Genomic DNA, 22,624 nt, shown 5'->3' with positions numbered 1-22,624 from the left:
GATTTACAACTAGAAGGCAGCATTTGCAAAGTAACAGTAGGCGATGATTTAGGCAAATGTTTTGGCATCAAAATGATTTATTTTGATTTGGATAAATCCAATATTCGCAAAGAGGCGGCTTTGGACTTGGCCAAAATCTTAGATGTATTACAACAAAACCCAACGATGAAAATCGACATCCGTTCCCATACCGATTGCAGACAAACGGCCAAATACAACCTGGCTTTATCTGAAAGAAGAGCACAATCGACTATCGCTTGGTTAGTTTCCAAAGGCATCGATACATCAAGACTCACCGGAAAAGGCTACGGCGAATCGCAACTCATCAACGATTGCGGCTGCGAACCAACCAACCAATCCAATTGCACCGAAGAACAACACCAAATGAACCGAAGAAGTGAGTTTATTGTAACTGCGCTTTAATAGGTTTCTCTAAACCAAAAAAATGCCCTCTGAATTTATTCATGAGGGCATTTTTTTTTTTTTGGAATGAGCAAAACTAAATTTTTGCAAAAATATTGACATAATATTTTTTACCCGTTGCAGGATCTTCTCTCACAGAAATTCCAAAATGAGTAAAATTACCAACGATATTTTCTTTATGAATAGAACTTTTTAGCCATGCATCAAAAGCTGCGGCTGGAGTAGCATAGTTATAAGCAATATTTTCCGAAACGTTTCTTGCCCCTAAAACTCTAATTATTTCATTTGATCTTGACACAAAATCATTGTGATTCACAACATTGTTTGTGATCATGTAATTTACATGCTCTTGAGATTTTACTGAAATAAAGTTTATTTTTTCTAAAGTATTTAAGCCTAAAGATTTTCTATAATTGTTGATTAAACTTAAGGTTTCTAATTCAATTGAATTATAGGTATAAGCAACAGCGGACTCGGTATTTATTTTGGCTTCAGGCGTTGCGTTATCAACTGAATCAGCAGAACATGAACAGAATAAAAAAGAGCTAACTAAAACTAACGATAGTAATTTACAAATTGTTTTCATGACATTGGCAGTTTAAGTTTAAAGTAGATTTGGGGAAACTTCTTTAAATGTATTTTGAATCTTTTCCTTAATTAATTACAATTAAATTTAAGAAAAAAATCGTTTAAACACCAAATTTTATCGATGAACAACACTATTAATTACAAATTGTAGTCTTTTGCTTATGTTAAGGGGATAATCTACACGTTTTCCATGAATAATCACCTTGAAGTAAATATTGAATTCTATCATGTAAACGATTAGGTCTACCTTGCCAAAATTCAACTTCAAAAGGAACGACTAAATAACCTCCCCAGAAATTAGGTCTTGGAATTTCTTTTCCTTCATATTTAAGCTCTACTTCTTTTAAATTATTTTCTAAAAATTTTCGAGAAGGAATGATTTCACTTTGATTGGAAACTATTGCTCCTAATTTACTCCCCTCGGGTCTTGAATCAAAATAACCATCCGATACGATATCACTAGTCTTTTGAGCCCTACCTTTTATTATTACTTGACGTTCCATAGAAGGCCAAAAAAAAGACAAACATATATTTGGATTTGCCTCAATTGCTTTTCCTTTTTGTGAATTATAATTGGTATAAAAAACAAATCCTTCTTCATTGAATTTTTTTAACAGCACTACCCTAGATTTCGGAAATCCATCCAAACCTACTGTAGCCACAGTCATAGCATTCACCTCGTCTACTCCACCAAAATCTTCCACTTCATGAAACCAACGATGAAATAAGTTAATAGGATCTTCAGGAATATTGGATTCTAACAATTCACTTTTATCATAGGACTTTCTGTAATTACCTAAATCTTTCATTTGATTTTAATTTTAAATGACTCGAACAAATTTAAAAACAATTTTTATTTTGTTTTGAGATACAGATCAATACTAAATTTCGAAGGTAGTTCCGTCAGCTGCCAATTGCACATTAGAAAAAACAGTTAAGGCTTCCTCTTTAAACGAAGCAATACTTTCGTATCGTGTAGAATAATGTCCTAATAGCAACGATTTAACATTTGCTTTTGACGCAATAGTCGCTGCTTGAATAGCAGTAGAATGCATCGTTTTAGCAGCCAATTGTGACTCGCTTTCTAAAAAAGTACTTTCGTGATATAACAAATCTACTTCTTGTACTAAAGGAATTATTGACTCTGTATAAGCTGTGTCAGAACAAAAAGCATACGATTTTGTAGGCTCTCCTGGAAAAGTAAGCTGCTCATTGTCTACAACTTGTCCATTATCTAACGTAATAGTTCCTCCCTTTTTTATCTTTTTATAATAACAAACATCAATGGCTAGCTCTTCAATAGCTTCAATATTTAATTTTCTATCACCTTCTTTTTCTTTGAATAAAAATCCATTGGTATACACTCTATGTTTTAATGGAATAGTGTGAACTGTAACTTTTTCATCTTCAAAAATCAACTCGCTTTCTTTTGAGTGCAATTCATGAAAATGAATAGTATAATTTGTCCAAGAGTGCGAAAGTTTCAATTGAAGTTCGATAATTTCTTTTAATCCTTTCGGGCCATAAATATGTAAGTCTGCCACTCTAGACAAAAGTGAGAAAGAAGAAATTAAACCAATAAGCCCATAAAAATGATCGCCGTGTAAATGAGAAATAAAAATATGACTGATTTTGGTAAACTTAACTTTATTTTTACGCAATTGTACTTGGGTTCCTTCGCCACAATCAATTAAAAAATACCTGTTTTTAACTTCTAATAATTGGGCCGTTGGATTAGTAAAAGTTCGAGGTGTTGCAGCATAGCAGCCAAGTACGGTTAATTTCAAAGTAATGAGTGTTGGTAGTAAATTATCTAGATAACTTTTATTAAAAACCTAAATCTCTTTCAATTTCTTCCATTTCAATGATATCATTTGCTTCTAACAAAGAGGGAACTACAGTTATGGATTGTGGAACGGCATTAAAATCTATCGCATCGGCAACAATAACCAATGATTTTTTGGCTTTTTTATGAGTCTTAGCCAAAGGCAAAAAAAGTTTTATGGAAGCAATATCAACTGTTTTATCACTAGATACATCCAAAATCAAATTAAAATCTTTGAAACTGGCATATTGATTTGTTACTTTTTCAATAAAAGTAGTCACAACACCTTCTGTATCTTTAATAGTTATTGTATGTCCTTTGGTATCTACTTTCATTTTATTGAATTTTTGAAGCTAATAAATAAATTACAGCCATTCTAATGGCTACTCCGTTTTCTACCTGATTCAAAATAACAGATTGTTGAGAATCTGCTACATCAGAAGTAATTTCCACACCACGGTTGATAGGTCCTGGGTGCATAATTACAATCTCTTTACTTAACGAATCTAACAAGTTTTTATCGACTCCATATTGTTGCGCATATTCTCGCGTAGATGGAAAAAAGTTAACATCCATTCGTTCATTTTGAACTCTCAGCATATTCGCTACATCACACCATTCTAACGCTTTACGCAAATCAGATTCAACTGTTACTCCAAGTGATTCAATATATCTAGGGATTAATGTTTTTGGCCCACAAACTTTAACTTCTGCTCCTTGCATTTGCAAAGCATATATATTAGACAACGCTACTCTTGAATGCAAAATATCTCCAACAATAACCACTTTCTTCCCTCCTACATCTCCTAATTTTTCTCTGATTGAATAGCTATCTAATAGCGCTTGTGTAGGATGTTCATGAGCACCATCTCCAGCATTTACGATACTTGCTTTTACATTTTTAGATAAAAAATAGGCAGCTCCTGGATTTGCATGACGCATGACAACCATATCAACTTTCATTGATAAAATGTTATTAACGGTATCAATCAACGTCTCCCCTTTTTTTACAGAAGATTGGGCGGCAGAAAAACTAATTACATCTGCGGATAAACGTTTTTGAGCTAATTCAAACGAGAGTTTGGTTCTGGTACTGTTTTCAAAAAAAATATTGGCTATGGTAATGTCTCGTAAAGAAGGTACTTTTTTAATGGGTCTATTGATGACTTCTTTAAAATGATCAGCTGTTTCAAAAATAAGGTCAATATCGTTTTTGGTGATATATTTAATGCCTAATAAATGATTTACGCTTAACTCGCTCATTTTTATACTTATTGATTATTATTGATTAAAAAAACACCATCTTCTTCGCCCTGTTCTGCCCAAGTAACTTTTACGTTTTCGTCATTTATAGCATCTACCTGTCGGCCACGATAATCTGGCTGAATGGGTAAGTCGCGACTAAACCTTCTATCAATTAAGGTCAAAAGTTCAATACCTGATGGTCTCCCAAAAGACTGAATTGCAGTTAAAGCAGCTCTAATACTTCTTCCTGTGTACAAAACATCATCTACAAAAATTACTTTTTTATTTTCAACCAAAAAATCGATTTGTGTAATATTGGCCTCCAAAAGCTTATCGGTTCTTCTAAAATCATCCCTAAAAAAAGTAATATCTAAGAAGCCTATTTTTATTGTTGGAACCTGATAGTCATTTTCTAAAATGCTCTTTAATCTCTTAGCTAAAAACGTTCCTCTGGGTTGAATTCCAATTAGAATGGTATCTGAAAAATCAAGATGTTTTTCGATTAATTGACAAGCCAAACGATTTAGGATGATATTGACTTCTTTGGAAGTGAGCAATACTTTTTGATTCATGGTTTAGTTTTGTTTGGTGTGCAAATATACAAATTTCGATTTAGCAATAAATACGAATACTTATAAAAGTAAACTACTTAAACTATCTTTTAAAACAACAAATTAAAGCCATAAAAAAAACCTTTCGAAAAGAAAGGTTTTTAAAGCATATATTATTTAGCATACATTTTGACTCTTAGCTCTTGAATTTTTTCGTCGTCTAAATATTCATCAAATGTCATGTAACGATCAATAGCACCATTTGGCGTAAGCTCTACCACTCTATTACCAACAGTTTGTGCAAACTCATGGTCATGGGTTGTAAAAATAACTGAACCTTTGTAGTTTTTTAATGAATTATTAAAAGCCGTAATCGACTCAAGATCTAAGTGGTTCGTTGGCTCATCTAGCATTAAAATATTAGCGCGTTCCATCATCATTCTAGACAACATACAACGTACTTTTTCTCCTCCAGACAACACTCTACTTGTTTTTAAAGCCTCTTCACCAGAAAAAATCATTTTACCTAGAAAACCTCTGATAAATACTTCATCACGCTCTTCCTCTGTTTTTGCATATTGACGCAACCAATCCACAAGCGTTAAATCATTTTCAAAAAAAGAATGATTCTCACTTGGCAAATACGCTTGATTCGTTGTAACTCCCCAATCAAATTTACCAGAATCAGCTGTTTGATTACCGTTTAAAATTTCATAAAAAGCAGTTGTTGCACGAGAATCTTTTGAAAAAAGTACAATTTTATCTCCTTTAGCCATATTCAAATCTACGCCTTTGAATAAAAGTTCACCATCTACAGAAGCACTCAAATCTTGTACATTCAAAATCTGATCGCCCGCTTCACGATCTTGATCAAAAATAATGGCTGGATAACGACGGCTAGAAGGTTTGATTTCAGAAATATTCAATTTAGAAATCATTTTTTTACGAGAAGTAGCTTGTTTTGATTTAGCTACGTTGGCACTAAAACGACGGATAAACTCTTCTAATTCTTGTTTCTTTTCCTCGGCTTTTTTGTTTTGTTGTGCACGTTGCTTGGCCGCTAATTGACTAGATTCGTACCAAAACGTATAGTTACCAGAATAATGGCTAATTTTATTAAAATCAATATCAGAAATATGCGTACAAACTGCATCTAAAAAGTGTCTGTCGTGAGAAACTACAATCACCGTATTTTCATAATTGGCTAAGAAATTTTCTAACCAAGCAATGGTTTCAAAATCCAGGTCGTTGGTAGGCTCATCCATAATCAACAAGTCAGGATTTCCGAATAAAGCTTGTGCCAAAAGTACACGCACCTTCATTTTTCCTTCCAAATCGGCCATCAAAGTATAATGACTGTCTTCGGTAATACCTAAATTTGATAACATGGCAGCTGCATCAGAATCCGCATTCCAGCCGTTCATTTCTTCAAACTGCACCTGCAATTCTCCAATTCTGTCAGCGTTTTTATCATTATAATCCAAATAAAGCTCGTCCATTTCTTTTTTGACAGCATACAAAACTTTATTACCCATCATCACCGTTTCAAGTACCGTATGTTCATCGAACATATTGTGATTTTGGTTCAGCACTGACATTCTTTTTCCTGGCTCTAAATGAATATGTCCTGATGTAGGATCCATTTCGCCAGAAATTATTTTTAAAAAGGTAGATTTTCCAGCACCATTGGCTCCGATTACTCCGTAAACATTACCGTGAGTAAATGTAGTGTTTACTTCATCGAATAAAATTCTTTTACCAAATTGAACTGATAAATTATTAACTGTTAACATGAATTGCTTTTTTAAAAATTTTTTGCAAAAATACAAAAAAAATACCGATTTATTTTATGGAAATAAATCGGTATTTTAGGAAATAAACCGAGTACTTTTAATTCGTTTGTTTCACTTTATAGATTGCATCTACCAACCCGTTCTGGTTTTTATCCAAAATCAATTCCCAAAACATGATACCACCAAGCTTCTTCTTAATAACATATCGCGTTTTTGCACTGACAGACTTTTCATCATCACCTGTTGCAAACAATTGTTCATTTTCGTTATACCAATAAGGAGCTTGTGCTTTTTCATCCCAGAAATACTTCCAGCCTTTGTTCTTTGTTAATTTGGTTTCAAAATCTTTAAAATTAATCCCATTTGTTGCTACTCCGGATTGATACAAGCCGTTATTAACCTTAGGAACATTTTTCCAAATACGAGTATAAAAAGCAGCACCAATAACAAGCTTATTTGATGGCACGCCCAACTTTAAAAGATAACCAACAGCCTTATCAGTTGATTCCTCCTCATTTTTCACACTATACAAGGGAGTGTGATGGCCTGTCACCGTAGCATAACCATTTACCAAGTCATAGCTCATAATATTTACTCGGTCTACTAATGGAATAATCGCTTTCCAATCTACAGCTTCTTTCAAATATTTCATAAAACCACCTGCTGCAAAACTCAGTTCATTTTTTGGTCCTAAAGCATTGCGTAAGGCAACTACAAGAGCTGTAAAATTAGACTTATCTTCAGGCTGAAATTTATGACCAGGAAAGCCTTCAATCGATGGGTACTCCCAATCTAAATCCAATCCATCACATTTAAAATAATCATTGACTTCTTTTACGGACTTAGCAAAAACAGCAATTTTTTCAGGTGAATTAAAACCATCTGAACAAGGCTCACAACCTCCCCAGCCTCCAAGAGACAACATCACTTTTAATTTTGGGTTTATTGATTTTAGAGACACCAAATGCTTAATTGCTGCTGAATCTTTAGCGGTATCAACATTTAATTTCCCTTCTTTTAAATGGCAAAAACTGTAGATGACATGAGTTAATTTCTTTACATCATAAGCATCAATTAGTTTATCATCCCCAGTATAATAGGCAATCACTGAAAAGTCATCATCGTTTTGTGCAGCAACCACAAAAGAGAACAAAAGAAAGACAATCAAAAATTTACAATTTTTCATCGATACTTTATTTAGATTAAAACACTACTATTCACAAAAAAAAACCTGGTAGTACTACCAGGTTTTAAACATTAATTTCTAATAAAAACAATAACCAAATTGAAAAGAAATTAACACCAGTTCAAAAATTAATAGAAAAAAAATAAACCAAACTTAATAAAACCAAACCCTATTAAAAATTGAACAAAAAAATTATAATTCTACTATATTTTTTAAACCTGTATACACTGCTAACTCAACATCAGCATGAGATTTGGAGTTACACTTATCTAATAACTCTTTTGCCAAAACCGCATTATAGGTTGAATTCATTTGCAACTTCAAAAGCAACTGTCCTGACAAATCATGCAAGGCTTTAGACAACGGCAAAAGGGGTTGTACTAATGGAGCATTCTGACTTAAATCCTCTAATTCTTTATAGTTTTGTATCCATTTATTAAAATACAGACTAATGGCTGCTTCTGATGCAACATCTTTTTTTCTCAAATATTCTTCAATTAATTGATTAAAAGGTAACGCATCTTCAGCATCAGGAGTACAAGCATCAGCAAATAAAGTGAAAGGTGAATACATTTGATATTCTGTTCCTCCTGCATTACGCGAATAAATCTTCAGAGGTTCACAAACCGCTGAAAATGTTTGCAATGCTGCGGTATTTTGATTGTTACTAATATTTCTAAACAGCACCTCTTTATTTCGAATATGTGTTATTCCAAGTTCTTCTAAGCGAAACGAAACTACTTTCAATCTTTTTTTCATACTGACTAAATCCGTCACATTTGCATCAGACCAGAGTCTTTCTGCGATAGCCGCAGTTCTTGGCCAAATCCTAGAATCGATGGTTTCTGGCGTAACCAATTCACTCCACATAGTAGCTTCACCCCCCAGAATTCTAGCTTTTTCTTCCGATGAAAGGGAGCTATTTTTAGGCATAGGATCATTCAAATAATGACTCTCAACTCCTTGCACTAAATCCACATAATAACCATTAGACAAAACTGTTTTATAACCTTTTGTTGCCGCGGCTATCAAAGAACTACCAGCTGCTACACCTTCATTAGGTCCTTTCCAAGAATGAATAATAGCCTCTTTGGACATATTTTTGGTCATAATTTCTTCCCATCCCATCAATTCTTTTTGATGCTTTTTTAACATTGGGATTAACTGCATGGTAAAATAAGTTTGCAACTCATGATTGTTGACCAACTTATTTCTCTTCATGAATTCTTGAATTTTGGGATTCGCATCCCAATCTTTGCCTTCGTTTTCATCGCCACCAATATGGAAATACTTTCCAGGAAATAATGGGCAAACTTCGTCGAAAATTTCACTCAACAATTGATACGTTTTCGGATTAGAAGGATCCAAAGTTGGAGTAAAAATACCAGCGTTTCTCTCTACCGAATAAGTTACTAAACCTGATGCTTTCTGTGTAGTTTCAGAAGAGCCTTTATTTATGGTCACAACCTTACTTCCTATTTCTGGAAAGGCAGTCAAAATTGCCGAAGCATGACCAGGAACATCAATTTCAGGAACTACTAAAATCCCTCGATCGGCAGCGTATTTAACGATACCTTTAATTTCTTCTTGTGTATAAAAGAGACCATCAGAAGCTTTATCTGTAAGCACTTTATGCTTTTTCATTTCTATTCTCCAGCCTTGATCGTCTACTAAATGCCAATGAAAAACATTCATTTTCAAAGCTGCCATGGCGTCTAAATTTCTTTTAATCACCTCAACAGGTTGAAAATGTCTTGCCACATCAATCATCAATCCGCGCCAAGTAAAACGAGGCATATCTGTAATAGATACATTAGGAAAATAAAAGGAAGTAGCATTGTTTTGAAGCAATTGCAAAAGCGTTTCCAATCCATGCAAAGCTCCTAAATCCGAAGAAGCATTGATTGAAATACCATTAGATTGTATGGTTAATTGATAACTTTCGTCTTCAAACAACCCAATTTTGCCAGCTTTTGTGCAATTAATTTGCAACTGTGCTTCTGGAAATTCATTAGTTGAAGTCACAAAACCTTGTTTGAAAAACAACCCTGTTCTACCATCTAATCTTCTTAAAAAATTTGAAACCGCTCCAAAGATTCTTGCATTAGGTTGCCCAGTAACATTGACTTTAAAAGTAGAACTTAAAGTAAAACTTCCAGTTTTAAGTTCTACTTTTTGTGGCCAAGGCATTAAATTCAAAGACTCTTTTGTGACTTGAGCAGCCGAAGAAAATGTTATAAAAAACAGTATAAATAGGTATTTCATTTGTGGTTTTGGTTTATAAAATATCTCAAATCAGTTGGTTAATACTGATTTTTAGAGATTATCCATTCGGTCGATTCTACAACCGAATGGATTTTAAATTCTTAGTAATCAAATCTTTTAAAAGCTTCGATAGCTTCATATTCTGCTAAGCCTAAATCATCGTATAACTTGGCAGTATTTTTATTGCGATCTTCTGCACGTACCCAAAATTCTCTCGAATCGTTCCCTTGGAACATTACGCGATCTTTTTGAGATTGGTGGAATAAAATAGCTTGTCTTTTCAATAAAACTTCATCTGGACTTAACGGTACCGACATATCAATCTCATGTAAATCCCATTCGTGCCAAGCTCCTCTATATAGCCACAACCAACAATCTTTCATATAAGGTTTCCCTTTTAATTGTTTTAAGGCTGCAAAAATAGCATTCAGACATACTTCATGAGTTCCGTGTGGATCGGCTAAATCTCCAGCTGCAAATACTTGATGCGGTTTAATTTTAGCGATGATCTCCGCTACTATTTCAATATCTTCTGTTCCAAGCGGGTTTTTCTTTACCTGGCCTGTTTCATAAAAAGGCAAATCTAAAAAGTGGACATTTTCGTCTTTCAAACCAATGTAACGCACTGCGGCATATGATTCTCGTCTTCTAATTAATCCTTTTAATTTTCTTACTTCTAAAGAATCGATTTGATTGTCGTTCTTATTTTTTAAGAAATCAATAACCGCTTGAAAGTTAATTTTGCTGCTGTCTTCACCCACAAAATCATTACATACTTCTGCAAATTTTAAAGCTTCATCATCGGTCACAGCAATATTTCCTGAAGTTTGATACACTACATGAACCTCATGTCCTTGCTTGATTAATTTAGCAAAAGTACCTCCCATTGAAATCACATCATCGTCAGGGTGTGGGCTAAAAAGAATTACTCTCTTTTTTGCAGGATTAGCTCTTTCTGGACGGTGTGCATCATCTGCATTAGGTTTTCCTCCTGGCCAACCTGTGATGGTATGTTGCAACACATTGAACATATTAATATTCAAATCATAAGCTGATCCTTCTTGTGCTAACAAGTCAGACATACCGTTATTATTGTAATCTCTATCCGTAAGTTTTAATATGGACTGATTTGTTTTTTGGCATAACCAAACAATCGCTTTACTTTTTAATTCTTGATTCCAAATACACTCCCCTACTAACCAAGGTGTTTCAAAACGGGTTAAAGATGAAGCTGCTGATTGATCCAAAACAAACGTTGCATTAGGATGATTTTGTAAAAAAGTAGCGGGTACTTCAGAACTAATTTCACCTTGAATCGTTCTTTTGATGATATCGGCTTTATTTTGTCCCCAAGCCATCAAAACAATTCGTTTAGAACGCATAATGGTAGAAACTCCCATTGTAATAGCGCGCTTTGGTACATTATTAATTCCATTAAAATCAGAAGAAGCATCTACTCTAGTGATATGATCTAATGTTATAATTCTAGTACCTGAATTGATGTGTGAACCCGGCTCATTAAACCCTACGTGTCCCGTACGACCAATTCCTAATAATTGAAAATCAAGACCACCTGCTTTTTTAATATTCATTTCATAATCAATGCAGTATTGGTTCAATTCTTCAATTGCAACTGTTCCATCTGGAATGTTGATATTATCAGGATGAATATCAATATGATTGAAAAGATGCTGATGCATAAAATAGTGATAGCTTTGCTTGCTTTCTTTGTTCATTGGATAATACTCATCCAAATTGAACGTAATTACATTTTTAAAGCTTAACCCTTCTTCTTTGTGCATACGAACCAATTCTTCATATACTTTTATTGGAGAAGAACCCGTAGCAAGACCTAAAACACAATTTTTATTTGCTTCTTGTTTAGATCGAATTAAAGTAGCAATTTCCTCAGCTACAATTTTTGAAGCTTCAACAGAATTTTTAAAAATTTCGTTATGAATTTTTTCAAATCGAGTTTCTTCAAATTTACCTGCACTCTTGTAGCTAATGTCCGGTTTTATGTCTAAAGTGTTTTTCATTGTATTAAATTTTAAATTCTAGCTGATTTATTTTTAATTTATAATTTATTTGTTTTTACTATAGCTTTTTGAGAATAATGATATTTTTTATAAATGATTTTTATTATTTTAAGAAAATAAAAATCAAGTTATTTTTAAAATTTATATCAAATGTAGGAGTTATAATTGGTGCAAAAAAATAAAAAAAACAAACAGTCAGAGTTTATATACCAACGACATTAATTAATCAATAACGCGTTAGTCGATAATTAGATTTAGCTATTAGCCCCTAGCGTTAGTTCTTAGCATAAAACCAAGAACCAATCACTAAGGACTATTAACTATGTACTAGAACCTAAAAGTTAGGTCCAGTAGTATCCCACCATAATCTTGTACCACCTGTGTCTGGACCACCTAGTTTTGACAAACCAGTAGCTACACCTCCAGGATTTCCATCTTTTTCAGATTGTACAAAATTTATACGTCTTGGTCCAAATTCTGTCGAAATTTTACCTCCACTTAAATTTTTGACTACTTTAAAAAGTTTTGGATAACCCGTTCTACGGTATTCGGACCAAGCTTCTTGTCCTTCTGGAAAACCGGCAATCCATTTTTGAGTGATGATTTTTTGCAACTTCAATTCATTACTAGCAGCTGCATCCCACGCTACAGTGACATTATTTGCAGCTACACTATTATTTGTTGCGCTTTTAACGTCTACAAAATCTTTCGCTTTTTTCACATTATCAGCAATATAAGCATCTGCTCCACCAAGACCATACTGCTCAAATGAGGCCTTAATACCAGCTTCATACAACCCTTGAGCAGTACCTCCCATTGCCCAACCTCTTAAAGCACCTTCGGAACGTAAAAAGTAAACTTCTGCAGTACTCATCAATACCTTTTGGTTCCCAGCAACAACAGCACCTAGTTCAGACATACCTGTACGATCTGATTTAGCTACAATATCAATACCATTTCTTACACCGCGGTACTGCCCAGGAAAATCAATAGACTCAGAAAAATATTTAGTCAATCGTGGATCATTGTATCCACCCATAATCGATTCCATATCTGCAGACATACGTATATCTCCCCAAGAAGAAGAAATGGTTTTCAAAGGATCAATAAATGTTGATGAATATTGAATTTTAGCGACATCATCTTTTGTAGTAAGAACACCAAACTTTTGAGCTATAGCTTTCTCAGCTTCAGATTTGGCCAATGTAGGATTTACTTTAACAATACGCATTGCTAAACGTAAACGCAATGAATTTGCAAATCTAACCCATTTAGTATAATTTCCTTCATAAGCGGTCAGATCAGTACCAGCAAAAATTGTTTTTTCGTTTGTATCGATACGCTTAGTAAGCTCTGTTACTGCAAAGTCTAACTCCTTAAACATCGCTTTATACACATCCTCTTGAGAATCATAAGCAATAAGTGGATCTGTAGTTCCAAATTTTGAATATACGATAGGACCAAATGTATCGGTCATACGTTGCATTGATTGCACTTTAAGAATAAGAGATAGCGCATATACCTGATCTAAAGACCCTTTAGTAAGTTGTTCTACTCTATAAAGATTTGCCATTACATCAGTATAACCTAAGCTCCATACGAAACCATTCCAGCCATCTACTAAATCATAAGTAGCATTATTACTTCCTCCTCTAAAACCTGTAGGAGTAGCCATATAACCCGACCACAAATCGGCATTTAAGTTTTGTTGTAATTGATACTTCCAATGCAAAGTATTGAAAACACCATTAAAAGCTGCCTGAAAAGGAGTCTTTATGTGATTAAAATCCTGAGTCAATAGCTCATTTGTCAATCCGTATGGATTTTGATTTATTGAATTAAAGTCATCCGTACATCCTATTGCTAAAAATAGAGAAGCACATATAGCTGTTGATTTTATTTTATTTAACATCATTGTAAACGTGAATTAGAAAGTTACATTTAAATTTAGACCAATACTTCTAGTAGAAGGCATACCAAATACATCTACTCCCTGTAAACCATTTCCTGTACTCAATGAAATGTTTGGATCAAAAGGCGCATTTTTGTAGAAAAACAATAAGTTTCTACCAACAACTGACAAGCTAGCAGCTTTTAAAAATTTATTCTCACTTAGTTTAAAAGTATAACCTAGCGATAATTCTCTTAAACTAACATTAGTAGCATCATAAACATATTCACCTGTAGCACCTGCTCTACCTCCTGTTTGCGTGTAATAACTATCCGCAGGATACTTACCAACATAAGCACTTCCATTTGGATAAACAGCATTAATTGCAACCCCACCAGCATTACGAGCATCACCTGTAGCTTTTGAAACTCCAAATTCATCATTGATTGCTTGAGTCAAACTCATTACATCTCCTCCAAAACGACCATCAATAGTAAAATTCAAGAAATAATTACCCAATTTGAATGAATTTTGAAAACCAATCATAAAATCTGGGTTAGCATTCCCCACTTTTTCTAAACCTGTTTTCTGAATAGTTCCATCAGCATTTAACATTACTCTTCCTTGATCATCACGCTTCATTTTAACACCTTCAATTACACCAAATGCTTGATTATTATATAATGCATATCTGTAGTTATTAACACCTGCTGGAGTCAATACTACTACCCCTCCTAAATTATCAGGTAGATCAGTCACCTTATTTCTATTCATTGAATAATTAACATTTGCATCCCACTCAAAACCGTCAGATTTAATAATTTTTGCAAACAATACCGCTTCAATCCCTGAGTTTTTAATTACACCAGAATTGAAAATATAATTTTGATACCCTTCTGGGTTTGTTGCTGGTGCTGGTATAGAAAGTAATTGATTTTTAGTAGTATTATTATAATACGTTAATTCTAAACCAATTCTATTTTCTAAAAATCTCCATTCTGTACCGATTTCAAAAGAATTTTGACGCTCTGCTTTTAATTTGGTTCCAGCCTGAGGCCCAAAAGTTGGTTTTGTATTATCTGGATCTGCAGCAGTATACAAATTAACAGGAGAAGAAACAAAATTTGGAATATCATTACCAACTGCCGCTACCGAAGCTCTAATTTTAGCAAAAGAAACGTATGATGGAAAATCAATAATTTCAGACAATAAAGTCGTAACACCTAGAGAAGGATAAACAGGTGCTTGCTCAGCATTTACTAATGATGAAGACCAGTCTTTTCTAGCAGTTACATCAGCATATAGATAATCACGGAAGCCAATTGTGGCAGAAGCAAAAAGGGATTGGGTTTGTCTTCTTTCACCATAGTTTTGAAAAATACCTCGAGTATCATTAAAATTATGTAAAGTGAACCAATTTGCAATTTTTAAACCTGATGGATTTGAATCCATAACTTGTTCATCATTTAAATGACGATCCGTTATACTAGCTCCAATATTTGCATTGAATGATAAATCATCATTTATTTTGGTATTGATAGTAGCAATCAAGTCGCCATATTTTTGAGCACTTGTATTATTAATCAATATATATCGTCCATTTGGATGCGATAAAGTTCCCTCAGTTGTAGCATAAATAAATTTTTCAAATTTGCTATCAATTTTATCATAGTTAAAACGAGAACCAATACTTAACCATTTATTAGCTTTGTAATTTACACCTAAAGCCCCATTAAAGTAATGATTTGTATCTTCTGATTTGTTTCTGTTTAATCCCCAATATGGATTCTGCCAAATATCTCTACTACCAACCCAATTTTGACCCATCAAATTTCTAACTGGATCATAAACTTCAAAATTTTCTTTGTAATTATTAAAATCTGCTCCTCTTGGCAATAGATATACACCCGTTAGCGGATTGAAATATAAACCACTTGTTGGACGGTTTGCAATTTCTTGTGCTACATAATTAACATTGGCATTAATAACTAATTTGTCATCCAATAATCTGAAGGTTTGTTTTAAACCAAAATTATGCTTTTTCAAACTGTTTGTCGGAATAATTCCATTTGATGTTGTATTAGCATAGGATAAATAAGAAGATGAGTTTTTAGAGGCTGTTCCAAAATTTATAGCCGAAATCTGAGTAGATCCTGTTCTGAAAAAATCCTTAACATGGTCTTTAACTTTTTGTTGAGCTCCCCATGACTCGTTAGCACCTGGTTTTGCAATATAATCAGTTTGGAATTTTGGCAAATAAGCCGCAGATTCAAAAGTAGTATTAGATGAAGCTCTTACAAAAGAAGTTCCTTCTTTGATTTTTTTAGAAGTTAACATAATAACTCCTCTTGCTCCTTGAGAACCATAAAGTGCCGCAGCAGAAGCACCTTTCAAAATAGTCATTCCTTCATAATCTTCTGGATTAATTAAAGATGCCACATCTCCACCATCTCTATTCCCTCCTTGCGTGCTACCAAAAGAATCATTTGGCTGACTTGAAGAAGTATTCAACATAGGTATACCATCAATAACATAAAGCGGTTGGTTATTTAACACCGAAGAATTACCTCTAATAGTAACTTTAGTAGATCCACCAGTTCCTCCAGCACTTTTTACTACATTAACACCTGCAATTTTACCTGCAATTGTATTAACTAAGTTAGCATCTTTGGAACGAGTTAACTCTTCTCCTTTTAATTCTTGAGCAGCGTAAGTCAAAGATTTTCTAGTTTTCTTAATACCTAATGAAGTAACTACAACTTCGGTTAATGCTGTTGTAGCATCACTTTTTAAGATTACTCTAATAGAATCTGCATCACCAACTACTACTGATTTAGTTTCGTATCCTAAATAAGAAACTACTAAAGTCTTACCTACATTTACTTGGATAGCAAAACTACCATCAAAATCGGTAGTTGTTCCTTTTGATTCTCCTTGTACTTGTACATTTGCAGAAGGAATTGGTGCGCCACTGCCATCAATTACCGTTCCTTTGAGCGTTTTTACTTGCGCAAACGAGAGTTGCGAAGCAAAAATAATCATAACGATTAATAAAATTTGTTTCATTTTTTTAAATGTATTTGTTAGTTATGATGTAAACTTATCCTTAAGGTTTTGTTAAAAAAAATAAATTATACCAACTGTAGTATTCTTTAAACGAACGACATCTTTTGTTCAATAATATGTCATACGAAAACGTTTTCTTATTTTACAATAGTTTATAATATTAAATATTAAATTCTTTTTTCATTAAAAAAACGCGTTTTTATTGACAAAATGATTAAAGTTGCACTATCAAATTAAAGATACATTTGTTAACTTGTTCCCAAAAGAGCTACCAAACTATGACTAAAGTAAAAGACATTAAATTCGACATAAAAATTCAAAATCACATATGGTTTTGGGGCTTATACTTTTTATTGAATTTTTTTAGATGGGGGGCTTATTTCAATGATTATGAATATTCGTTTAAGTCAAATTTAATCGAATTCATGTTGCACATCCCTTTAGTCTATTTCAATTTATTCGTATTAGTGCCCAGACTGGTTTTAAAATCAAAATATCTTCAATATTCTTTAGCGCTGTTAGCCAGTTTAGGATGTGTTTACATTTTGAAAACAGGATTAACATATTATATCATTTCAAAAAACATTTGGCCCGAAGCCAACAGAGACTATCAGCCTTTTGAAATTAATCATATTCTTGCGGTTTGCATTGGAGAGCTATATGTTTTGGCGATGGCATCTTCAATATACCTTATGCTGACTTGGCTAAAAGAAAGAGAAAGAAATCGAATTCTAACAGAGAATCAATATAAAATAAAGCTCGAATATTTAAAAACACAAATCCAACCCCATTTTTTCTTCAACACCTTAAATAATCTTTATGCGCTTTCATTAGAAGATTCAGAAAAAGTCCCTGATGTAATCATAAAACTTTCCCTTTTAATGGAATATGTTCTTTATGATATTGAAGGAACCAAGCTTACCCCACTATTAAAAGAATTCGATTATATACAGAATTACATTGAAATAGAAAAATTAAGGTTTGAAAATGCTACTGTTTTTATTAATCTAGAATCAAACATCGACAATATAAATGTTCCTCCATTATTATTAATCTCATTGATTGAAAACGCCTTCAAACATGGCGGGATAAACAACCATGAATTAACCATAAAAATTAATTGTAAAATCATCAATAATACAACCCTCGATTTTGAAATAATAAATAATTTTGTACTTTCACAAAATGAAAGCTCCAAAAGAGGAATTGGGTTAACCAATACCAAAGAACGATTACAATTACTATATAAAAACAATTATCAATTAAGCCATCAAATCAAGTTTAATTTTTATATAATTCGTTTACAAATACCTATAAGCAATGAAGATTAAGTGTGTATTGATTGATGATGAACCATTAGCCGTTAAAGTATTACTTACCTATTTTCAAAACTTTCCAGAATTTGAAGTTATAGCAACTTTTAGTAATTCAATTGAAGCCTTAGATTTTTTAAATAACAACCCAACAGACGCTTTATTTTTAGATATTAATATGCCATTAATGTCTGGTTTTGAATTGATACAATTGTATAACAATAAATACAACACCAAAATTATCATCACCACTGCATTCAGAGAATTTGCTGCCGAAAGTTATGATTTGGATGTTTTAGATTATCTTGTCAAACCTATTCCGCTACCTCGATTTATAAAATGCATATCAAAAATAACTGGTGAATTTCAAAACCGATTGGTGGTAAAACAAGAAAATCATCGCGTAGAACCCCATATTTTTATCAAAGTTGATAAGAAAATGGTAAAAATTAATATTGATGAAATTTTATTCATCGAGGGAATGAAAGAATACATCAAAGTAGTTACTCCAGAGAAAACTTACATAACCCACAAATCACTTTCATCTTTGACCGAGGAACTTCCAGAAGATCGTTTTATTCGTATTCATAAATCTTACACCATTGCATTAGATAAAGTAAAAACCATCGAAGGAAATAGAATTCAAATCACTACCTACACCTTACCTATCGGAAGAAATTATAGCAAAGAAGTGAAAAGCAAAATTTTAGATTAACCCCTTTACCTTTACAAATTTTAAAAAAGTATTTTGTTGAAAAAATATGGTCGTTGGTTTAAATCTAACTAAATTTCATCAAAATAATTTTTTTATATGTTTGTTAAGAAATACATTTACCGAATTGCAGCAACATATATTTTACTAACCTATTAATTTAATTAAACATGAATTCTGAAAATTTAAAAACCAATTGGGGGCAATTTATTCCCCTTGTAACCGTCTTCTTCTTTTGGGGATTTGTCGCTGCAAGTAATGACATTTTAATCCCAGTTTTTAAAACCGCTTTTAATCTTTCTCAAGGTGAAAGTCAATTAGTTGCAATTGCATTTTATGTTGCTTATACAGTAGGCTCATTGATTTATATGGGTGTTTCTCTAGCAATCAAAGAAGATTTAGTAAACAAAATCGGTTATAAAAATGGACTATCACTAGGATTATTAATATCTGCATTAGGTACTCTTTTGTTTTATCCAGCTGCCAATACAGGTTCTTTTCCTTTAATGCTTGCTGGGCTTTTTATTGTTGGTTTAGGTTTTTCATTACAACAAACCGTTGCAAACCCACTTGCAATTGCTTTAGGCCCCATTACTACTGGCTCTCAACGTCTAACTTTGGCTGGTGGAATAAACAATTTAGGAACTACTATTGGCCCTCTTATTGTTAGTTTTGCCATTTTTGGATCAAGTACTAACACCAACACAAGCGCTAGTATTGAAAGTGTAAAGATTCCTTATTTAGTATTAGGTGTTGCATTTTTCCTCGTTGCAATACTTCTAAAATTTTCTTCATTACCAGACAAACCAGCTTTGGTGGAAGAAGCAGAAGCTCACGATGGAATTCCCGCAAAAAATTCAGCCCTAGAATACCCGCAATTAGTAATGGGTATGATTGCTATTTTCTTGTATGTAGGAGTTGAAGTATCTACAGCAAGTAACTTACCCGCTTACATGGAAAGCAAATTAGGATTCTTGACAAAAGATGTAGCACCATACATTTCTTTATATTGGGCAAGTTTGATGATTGGTCGTTGGACAGGCGCTGTTGAAGCTTTTACAGACAATATGAGCTGGCAAAAAATATTGAGATTTATAGCTCCTTACCTAGCTTTTGGTGTGTTTTTAGGCGTAAATGCTATCGCAAATCATGATTTGACACCATTTTATGTTTACGGATTAGTTATTTTGGTTCTAATTGCTGCGGATATAGCCAGTAAAGGAAATCCCGCACGAATGCTATTAATTTTTTCAACGCTTGGAATTATTGCCACTGCAATAGGAATGACCACTAGTGGAAGAGTAAGTGTTTATGCATTAACGAGTGTTGGTTTGTTTTGTAGTACACTATGGCCTTGTATCTTTACTTTAGCAGTAAGCGGACTAGGAAAAAATACTAGTCAAGGAAGTAGTTTCTTGATCATGATGATTATGGGGGGTGGAATTGTAAGTTGGACACAAGGATATGTTTCTGATAGTATCGGAATTCAAAATAGCTATATTGTTGGTGTTTTGTGTTTTGCTTATTTGGCTTTTTATGCCTGGAGAGTAAGCGGAATTTTAAGATCTCAAGGTATTGATTTTGATAAAAAAGTTTCCGGAGGTCACTAGTCAACTAAATACTTTAACAAAAAAGTCCCATTTCACTGAAATGGGACTTTTTTTGTATTGTGAAACAAATATTCTATTATTTATTTCCTTTTTCAAAATCAGCTACAAATTGAGCCAATCCAATATCCGTTAATGGATGTTTTAATAAACCATAAATTGCAGAAAGTGGCCCCGTCATTACATCAGCTCCAATTTTAGCACAATTTACGATATGCATCGTGTGACGCACAGAAGCAGCTAAAATTTGAGTTTCATAACCGTAGTTATCATACACCAATCTAATTTCTTCAATTAAATTCAACCCATCTGTAGAAACATCATCCAAACGGCCAACAAATGGCGAAACATAAGTAGCTCCCGCTTTGGCAGCCAAAATAGCTTGACCTACAGAAAAAACAAGTGTTACATTCGTTTTAATTCCTTTGTCAGAAAAATATTTAGCAGCCATTACCCCTTCTTTGGTCATTGGCAATTTAACTACGATTTGCTCGTGTAAATCAGCTAACTCTTCTCCTTCTTTAATCATGCCATCATAATCCAAAGCATTTACCTCAGCACTAACATCACCCTCAACCAAATTACAGATATCCACGTAATGTTTCAAAATATTATTTTTCCCTGTAATACCTTCTTTAGCCATCAAAGACGGATTTGTAGTTACTCCATCCAAAACGCCCAACGATTGTGCCTCTTTAATCTGCGCTAAATTAGCAGTGTCAATAAAAAATTTCATACTATTATTTATATTTAATTGTGTTCCTTACTTAGGGCGTGACCGGATTTGTAAAAGGCGCAACATCCAGACCGGTTATAGGCGCCTTTTACAAATACGGTCGGGCTATACGCACTACTTCGGTAGTTTGCTCCTATCCCTCACGCAATTTTTTACAAAACTACGACATATAATTATTTAACAGAATTGTTTTTATTTAATTCTTTCAATTCATCTCTAATCTCCTCAAGAACATTCAGAATATCTTCTTTATAAAGCTCTGAATTATTTATTTTATCACTTAAAGAAACTAAAATCTTTCGGACAAAATACCAAAACACGAGTAACACAAGTACCCACATCACAACAGGGAACATTTCTGAAATCACTTCCATACACTATAATTTATAATGATTCATAAGCATTTTTTCATAGACTTTATCCGGCAGTATTCGTTTAAGAACAATAGAGAATTTTTGCATAAAAGCCCCAACTTTGTAATGAATTTTTGGCGATGGCGACGTAATAATTTGATAGACTGCTTCAGCCATTTCGTTAGGATTACTCCCACTATCAACATGTTCATTCATAGCTTGCAACGTTCTACCATAAACCGCCTCATAAGCAGAGCCTTCAATAACTGGCGCATGATATCTTCCTGCTGCAATATTTGTAGCGAAATCTCCTGGAGCCACATTAGTAATTGAAATTCCAAAATCTTTAACTTCCATACGCAATGCTTCGGTGATTAACTCTAAAGCTCCTTTCGAGGCAGAATACACACTTCGGTAAGGCAAACCCATATATCCTGCGATAGAAGTCACATTAATAATTAAGCCCGATTTTTGTAATCGCATTTGTGGCAAAACAGCTTTCATGACTTCGATTGGTCCAAAAAAATTAGTTTCGAAGTTGTTTTTTATCTCCTCAGTTGGAATTTCTTCTAATGGTCCAGTAATCCCAACCCCAGCGTTATTGATAACTACATCAATTTTCCCCGAGGAAGCTATAATGTGATTTACAGCCTCTATGATTGAAGCACTATTTCTAACATCCAAAGCAATTAAAGGAAAAACAGAATCGCTGTTTTTTTCTGGATTGCGACTGGTTCCGTACACAGTATATCCTTTTTGATGTAAAAACTCCCCAATAGATTTACCTATTCCTGATGACCCACCAGTAATCAAAACAACTTTATTCATTTATTTAAAATTTATGGATGTGGTAAAAATAAAAAAATCTTCCCTAAGGAAGACTACATTTACTCAAAGAAAGAAAAAAAGGCAAGCGACCTACATCGCACCGCTCAACCGCTTACCCTTGCTATGTTCCCATCCTGGGGGAGTCAGCAGGAGCTGGTCGTGTAGGACTTGCCGGTGCAAATATACAATCTTTTTATATTTTT

General features: G+C 33.5%; 19 protein-coding genes and 1 other RNA gene. 4 read left to right on the top strand and 16 right to left on the bottom strand.

Annotated features, from left to right (window positions below):
* On the top strand, positions 1–423 hold a 423-nt coding region (locus FLB_RS05075; RefSeq protein ID WP_157490535.1), incomplete at its 5' end, for an OmpA family protein.
* Positions 424–499: 76 nt separating this feature from the next.
* Here the strand turns inward: FLB_RS05075 and FLB_RS05070 are convergent.
* From FLB_RS05070 to FLB_RS05015, 12 genes are all read right to left on the bottom strand, one after another.
* On the bottom strand, positions 500–1,009 hold the full coding sequence (locus FLB_RS05070) for a CAP domain-containing protein (protein ID WP_064714851.1): 510 nt from the start codon (positions 1,007–1,009) through the stop codon (positions 500–502).
* Between the two features lie 166 nt (positions 1,010–1,175).
* The gene (gene pdxH / locus FLB_RS05065; protein ID WP_064714850.1) at positions 1,176–1,820 is read right to left on the bottom strand and encodes a pyridoxamine 5'-phosphate oxidase; all 645 of its coding nucleotides are present in this window, start codon (positions 1,818–1,820) and stop codon (positions 1,176–1,178) included.
* Positions 1,821–1,892: 72 nt separating this feature from the next.
* Positions 1,893–2,798, bottom strand: a complete 906-nt coding sequence (locus tag FLB_RS05060) for a ribonuclease Z (protein WP_064714849.1) — start codon at positions 2,796–2,798, stop codon at positions 1,893–1,895.
* A gap of 40 nt (positions 2,799–2,838) precedes the next feature.
* The gene (locus tag FLB_RS05055; protein ID WP_064714848.1) at positions 2,839–3,171 is read right to left on the bottom strand and encodes a hypothetical protein; all 333 of its coding nucleotides are present in this window, start codon (positions 3,169–3,171) and stop codon (positions 2,839–2,841) included.
* Between the two features lies 1 nt (position 3,172).
* Entirely contained in the window at positions 3,173–4,099 is a 927-nt protein-coding gene (locus FLB_RS05050) for an aspartate carbamoyltransferase catalytic subunit (RefSeq protein WP_024982693.1), read from the bottom strand.
* Positions 4,100–4,107: 8 nt separating this feature from the next.
* Positions 4,108–4,653, bottom strand: a complete 546-nt coding sequence (pyrR, locus tag FLB_RS05045; RefSeq protein WP_064714847.1) for a bifunctional pyr operon transcriptional regulator/uracil phosphoribosyltransferase PyrR — start codon at positions 4,651–4,653, stop codon at positions 4,108–4,110.
* A gap of 152 nt (positions 4,654–4,805) precedes the next feature.
* Positions 4,806–6,425 (bottom strand): ABC-F family ATP-binding cassette domain-containing protein, encoded by a 1,620-nt coding sequence (locus tag FLB_RS05040; RefSeq protein ID WP_064714846.1) that lies wholly within the window; start codon positions 6,423–6,425, stop codon positions 4,806–4,808.
* 97 nt (positions 6,426–6,522) lie between these two features.
* The gene (locus FLB_RS05035; protein ID WP_064714845.1) at positions 6,523–7,611 is read right to left on the bottom strand and encodes a glycoside hydrolase family 18 protein; all 1,089 of its coding nucleotides are present in this window, start codon (positions 7,609–7,611) and stop codon (positions 6,523–6,525) included.
* A gap of 192 nt (positions 7,612–7,803) precedes the next feature.
* The gene (locus FLB_RS05030) at positions 7,804–9,876 is read right to left on the bottom strand and encodes a beta-N-acetylhexosaminidase (protein ID WP_064714844.1); all 2,073 of its coding nucleotides are present in this window, start codon (positions 9,874–9,876) and stop codon (positions 7,804–7,806) included.
* A 101-nt stretch (positions 9,877–9,977) separates the two neighbouring features.
* Entirely contained in the window at positions 9,978–11,915 is a 1,938-nt protein-coding gene (gene nagB, locus FLB_RS05025) for a glucosamine-6-phosphate deaminase (RefSeq protein ID WP_064714843.1), read from the bottom strand.
* A 334-nt stretch (positions 11,916–12,249) separates the two neighbouring features.
* Positions 12,250–13,830 (bottom strand): RagB/SusD family nutrient uptake outer membrane protein, encoded by a 1,581-nt coding sequence (locus FLB_RS05020; RefSeq protein ID WP_064714842.1) that lies wholly within the window; start codon positions 13,828–13,830, stop codon positions 12,250–12,252.
* Positions 13,831–13,842: 12 nt separating this feature from the next.
* On the bottom strand, positions 13,843–16,872 hold the full coding sequence (locus FLB_RS05015; protein WP_064714841.1) for a SusC/RagA family TonB-linked outer membrane protein: 3,030 nt from the start codon (positions 16,870–16,872) through the stop codon (positions 13,843–13,845).
* A 278-nt stretch (positions 16,873–17,150) separates the two neighbouring features.
* On the opposite strand from FLB_RS05015, the gene FLB_RS05010 reads away from it, so the two are divergent.
* The 3 genes from FLB_RS05010 to FLB_RS05000 all read left to right on the top strand — a co-directional run bounded on the left by FLB_RS05010 (position 17,151) and on the right by FLB_RS05000 (position 20,507).
* Positions 17,151–18,203: a sensor histidine kinase gene (locus FLB_RS05010; protein ID WP_064714840.1), complete on the top strand. Its 1,053-nt coding sequence runs from the start codon at positions 17,151–17,153 to the stop codon at positions 18,201–18,203.
* Entirely contained in the window at positions 18,193–18,900 is a 708-nt protein-coding gene (locus FLB_RS05005) for a LytR/AlgR family response regulator transcription factor (RefSeq protein WP_064714839.1), read from the top strand. Before FLB_RS05010 ends, FLB_RS05005 begins: the two co-directional genes overlap by 11 nt.
* 167 nt (positions 18,901–19,067) lie before the next feature.
* Positions 19,068–20,507 carry an MFS transporter gene (locus tag FLB_RS05000; protein ID WP_064714838.1) on the top strand — a complete coding sequence of 480 codons (1,440 nt, stop codon included), beginning with the start codon at positions 19,068–19,070 and terminating at the stop codon, positions 20,505–20,507.
* 76 nt (positions 20,508–20,583) lie between these two features.
* Here FLB_RS05000 and fsa read toward each other — a convergent pair whose 3' ends face one another.
* From fsa to ffs, 4 genes are all read right to left on the bottom strand, one after another.
* Positions 20,584–21,240 (bottom strand): fructose-6-phosphate aldolase, encoded by a 657-nt coding sequence (gene fsa / locus FLB_RS04995; RefSeq protein ID WP_064714837.1) that lies wholly within the window; start codon positions 21,238–21,240, stop codon positions 20,584–20,586.
* A 173-nt stretch (positions 21,241–21,413) separates the two neighbouring features.
* Entirely contained in the window at positions 21,414–21,614 is a 201-nt protein-coding gene (locus tag FLB_RS04990) for a hypothetical protein (RefSeq protein ID WP_064714836.1), read from the bottom strand.
* 3 nt (positions 21,615–21,617) lie between these two features.
* Entirely contained in the window at positions 21,618–22,421 is an 804-nt protein-coding gene (locus FLB_RS04985; protein WP_064714835.1) for an SDR family oxidoreductase, read from the bottom strand.
* A 76-nt stretch (positions 22,422–22,497) separates the two neighbouring features.
* Positions 22,498–22,595, bottom strand: an RNA gene (gene ffs / locus FLB_RS04980) — signal recognition particle sRNA small type.
* Positions 22,596–22,624 lie beyond the last annotated feature (29 nt).

The sequence above is a fragment of the Flavobacterium succinicans genome, from assembly GCF_001662485.1.
In the GTDB taxonomy this organism is placed as follows: domain Bacteria; phylum Bacteroidota; class Bacteroidia; order Flavobacteriales; family Flavobacteriaceae; genus Flavobacterium; species Flavobacterium succinicans_A.
Note: the sequence above shows the minus strand (reverse complement) of the source record. Positions and strands in the feature narration are given on the sequence as shown.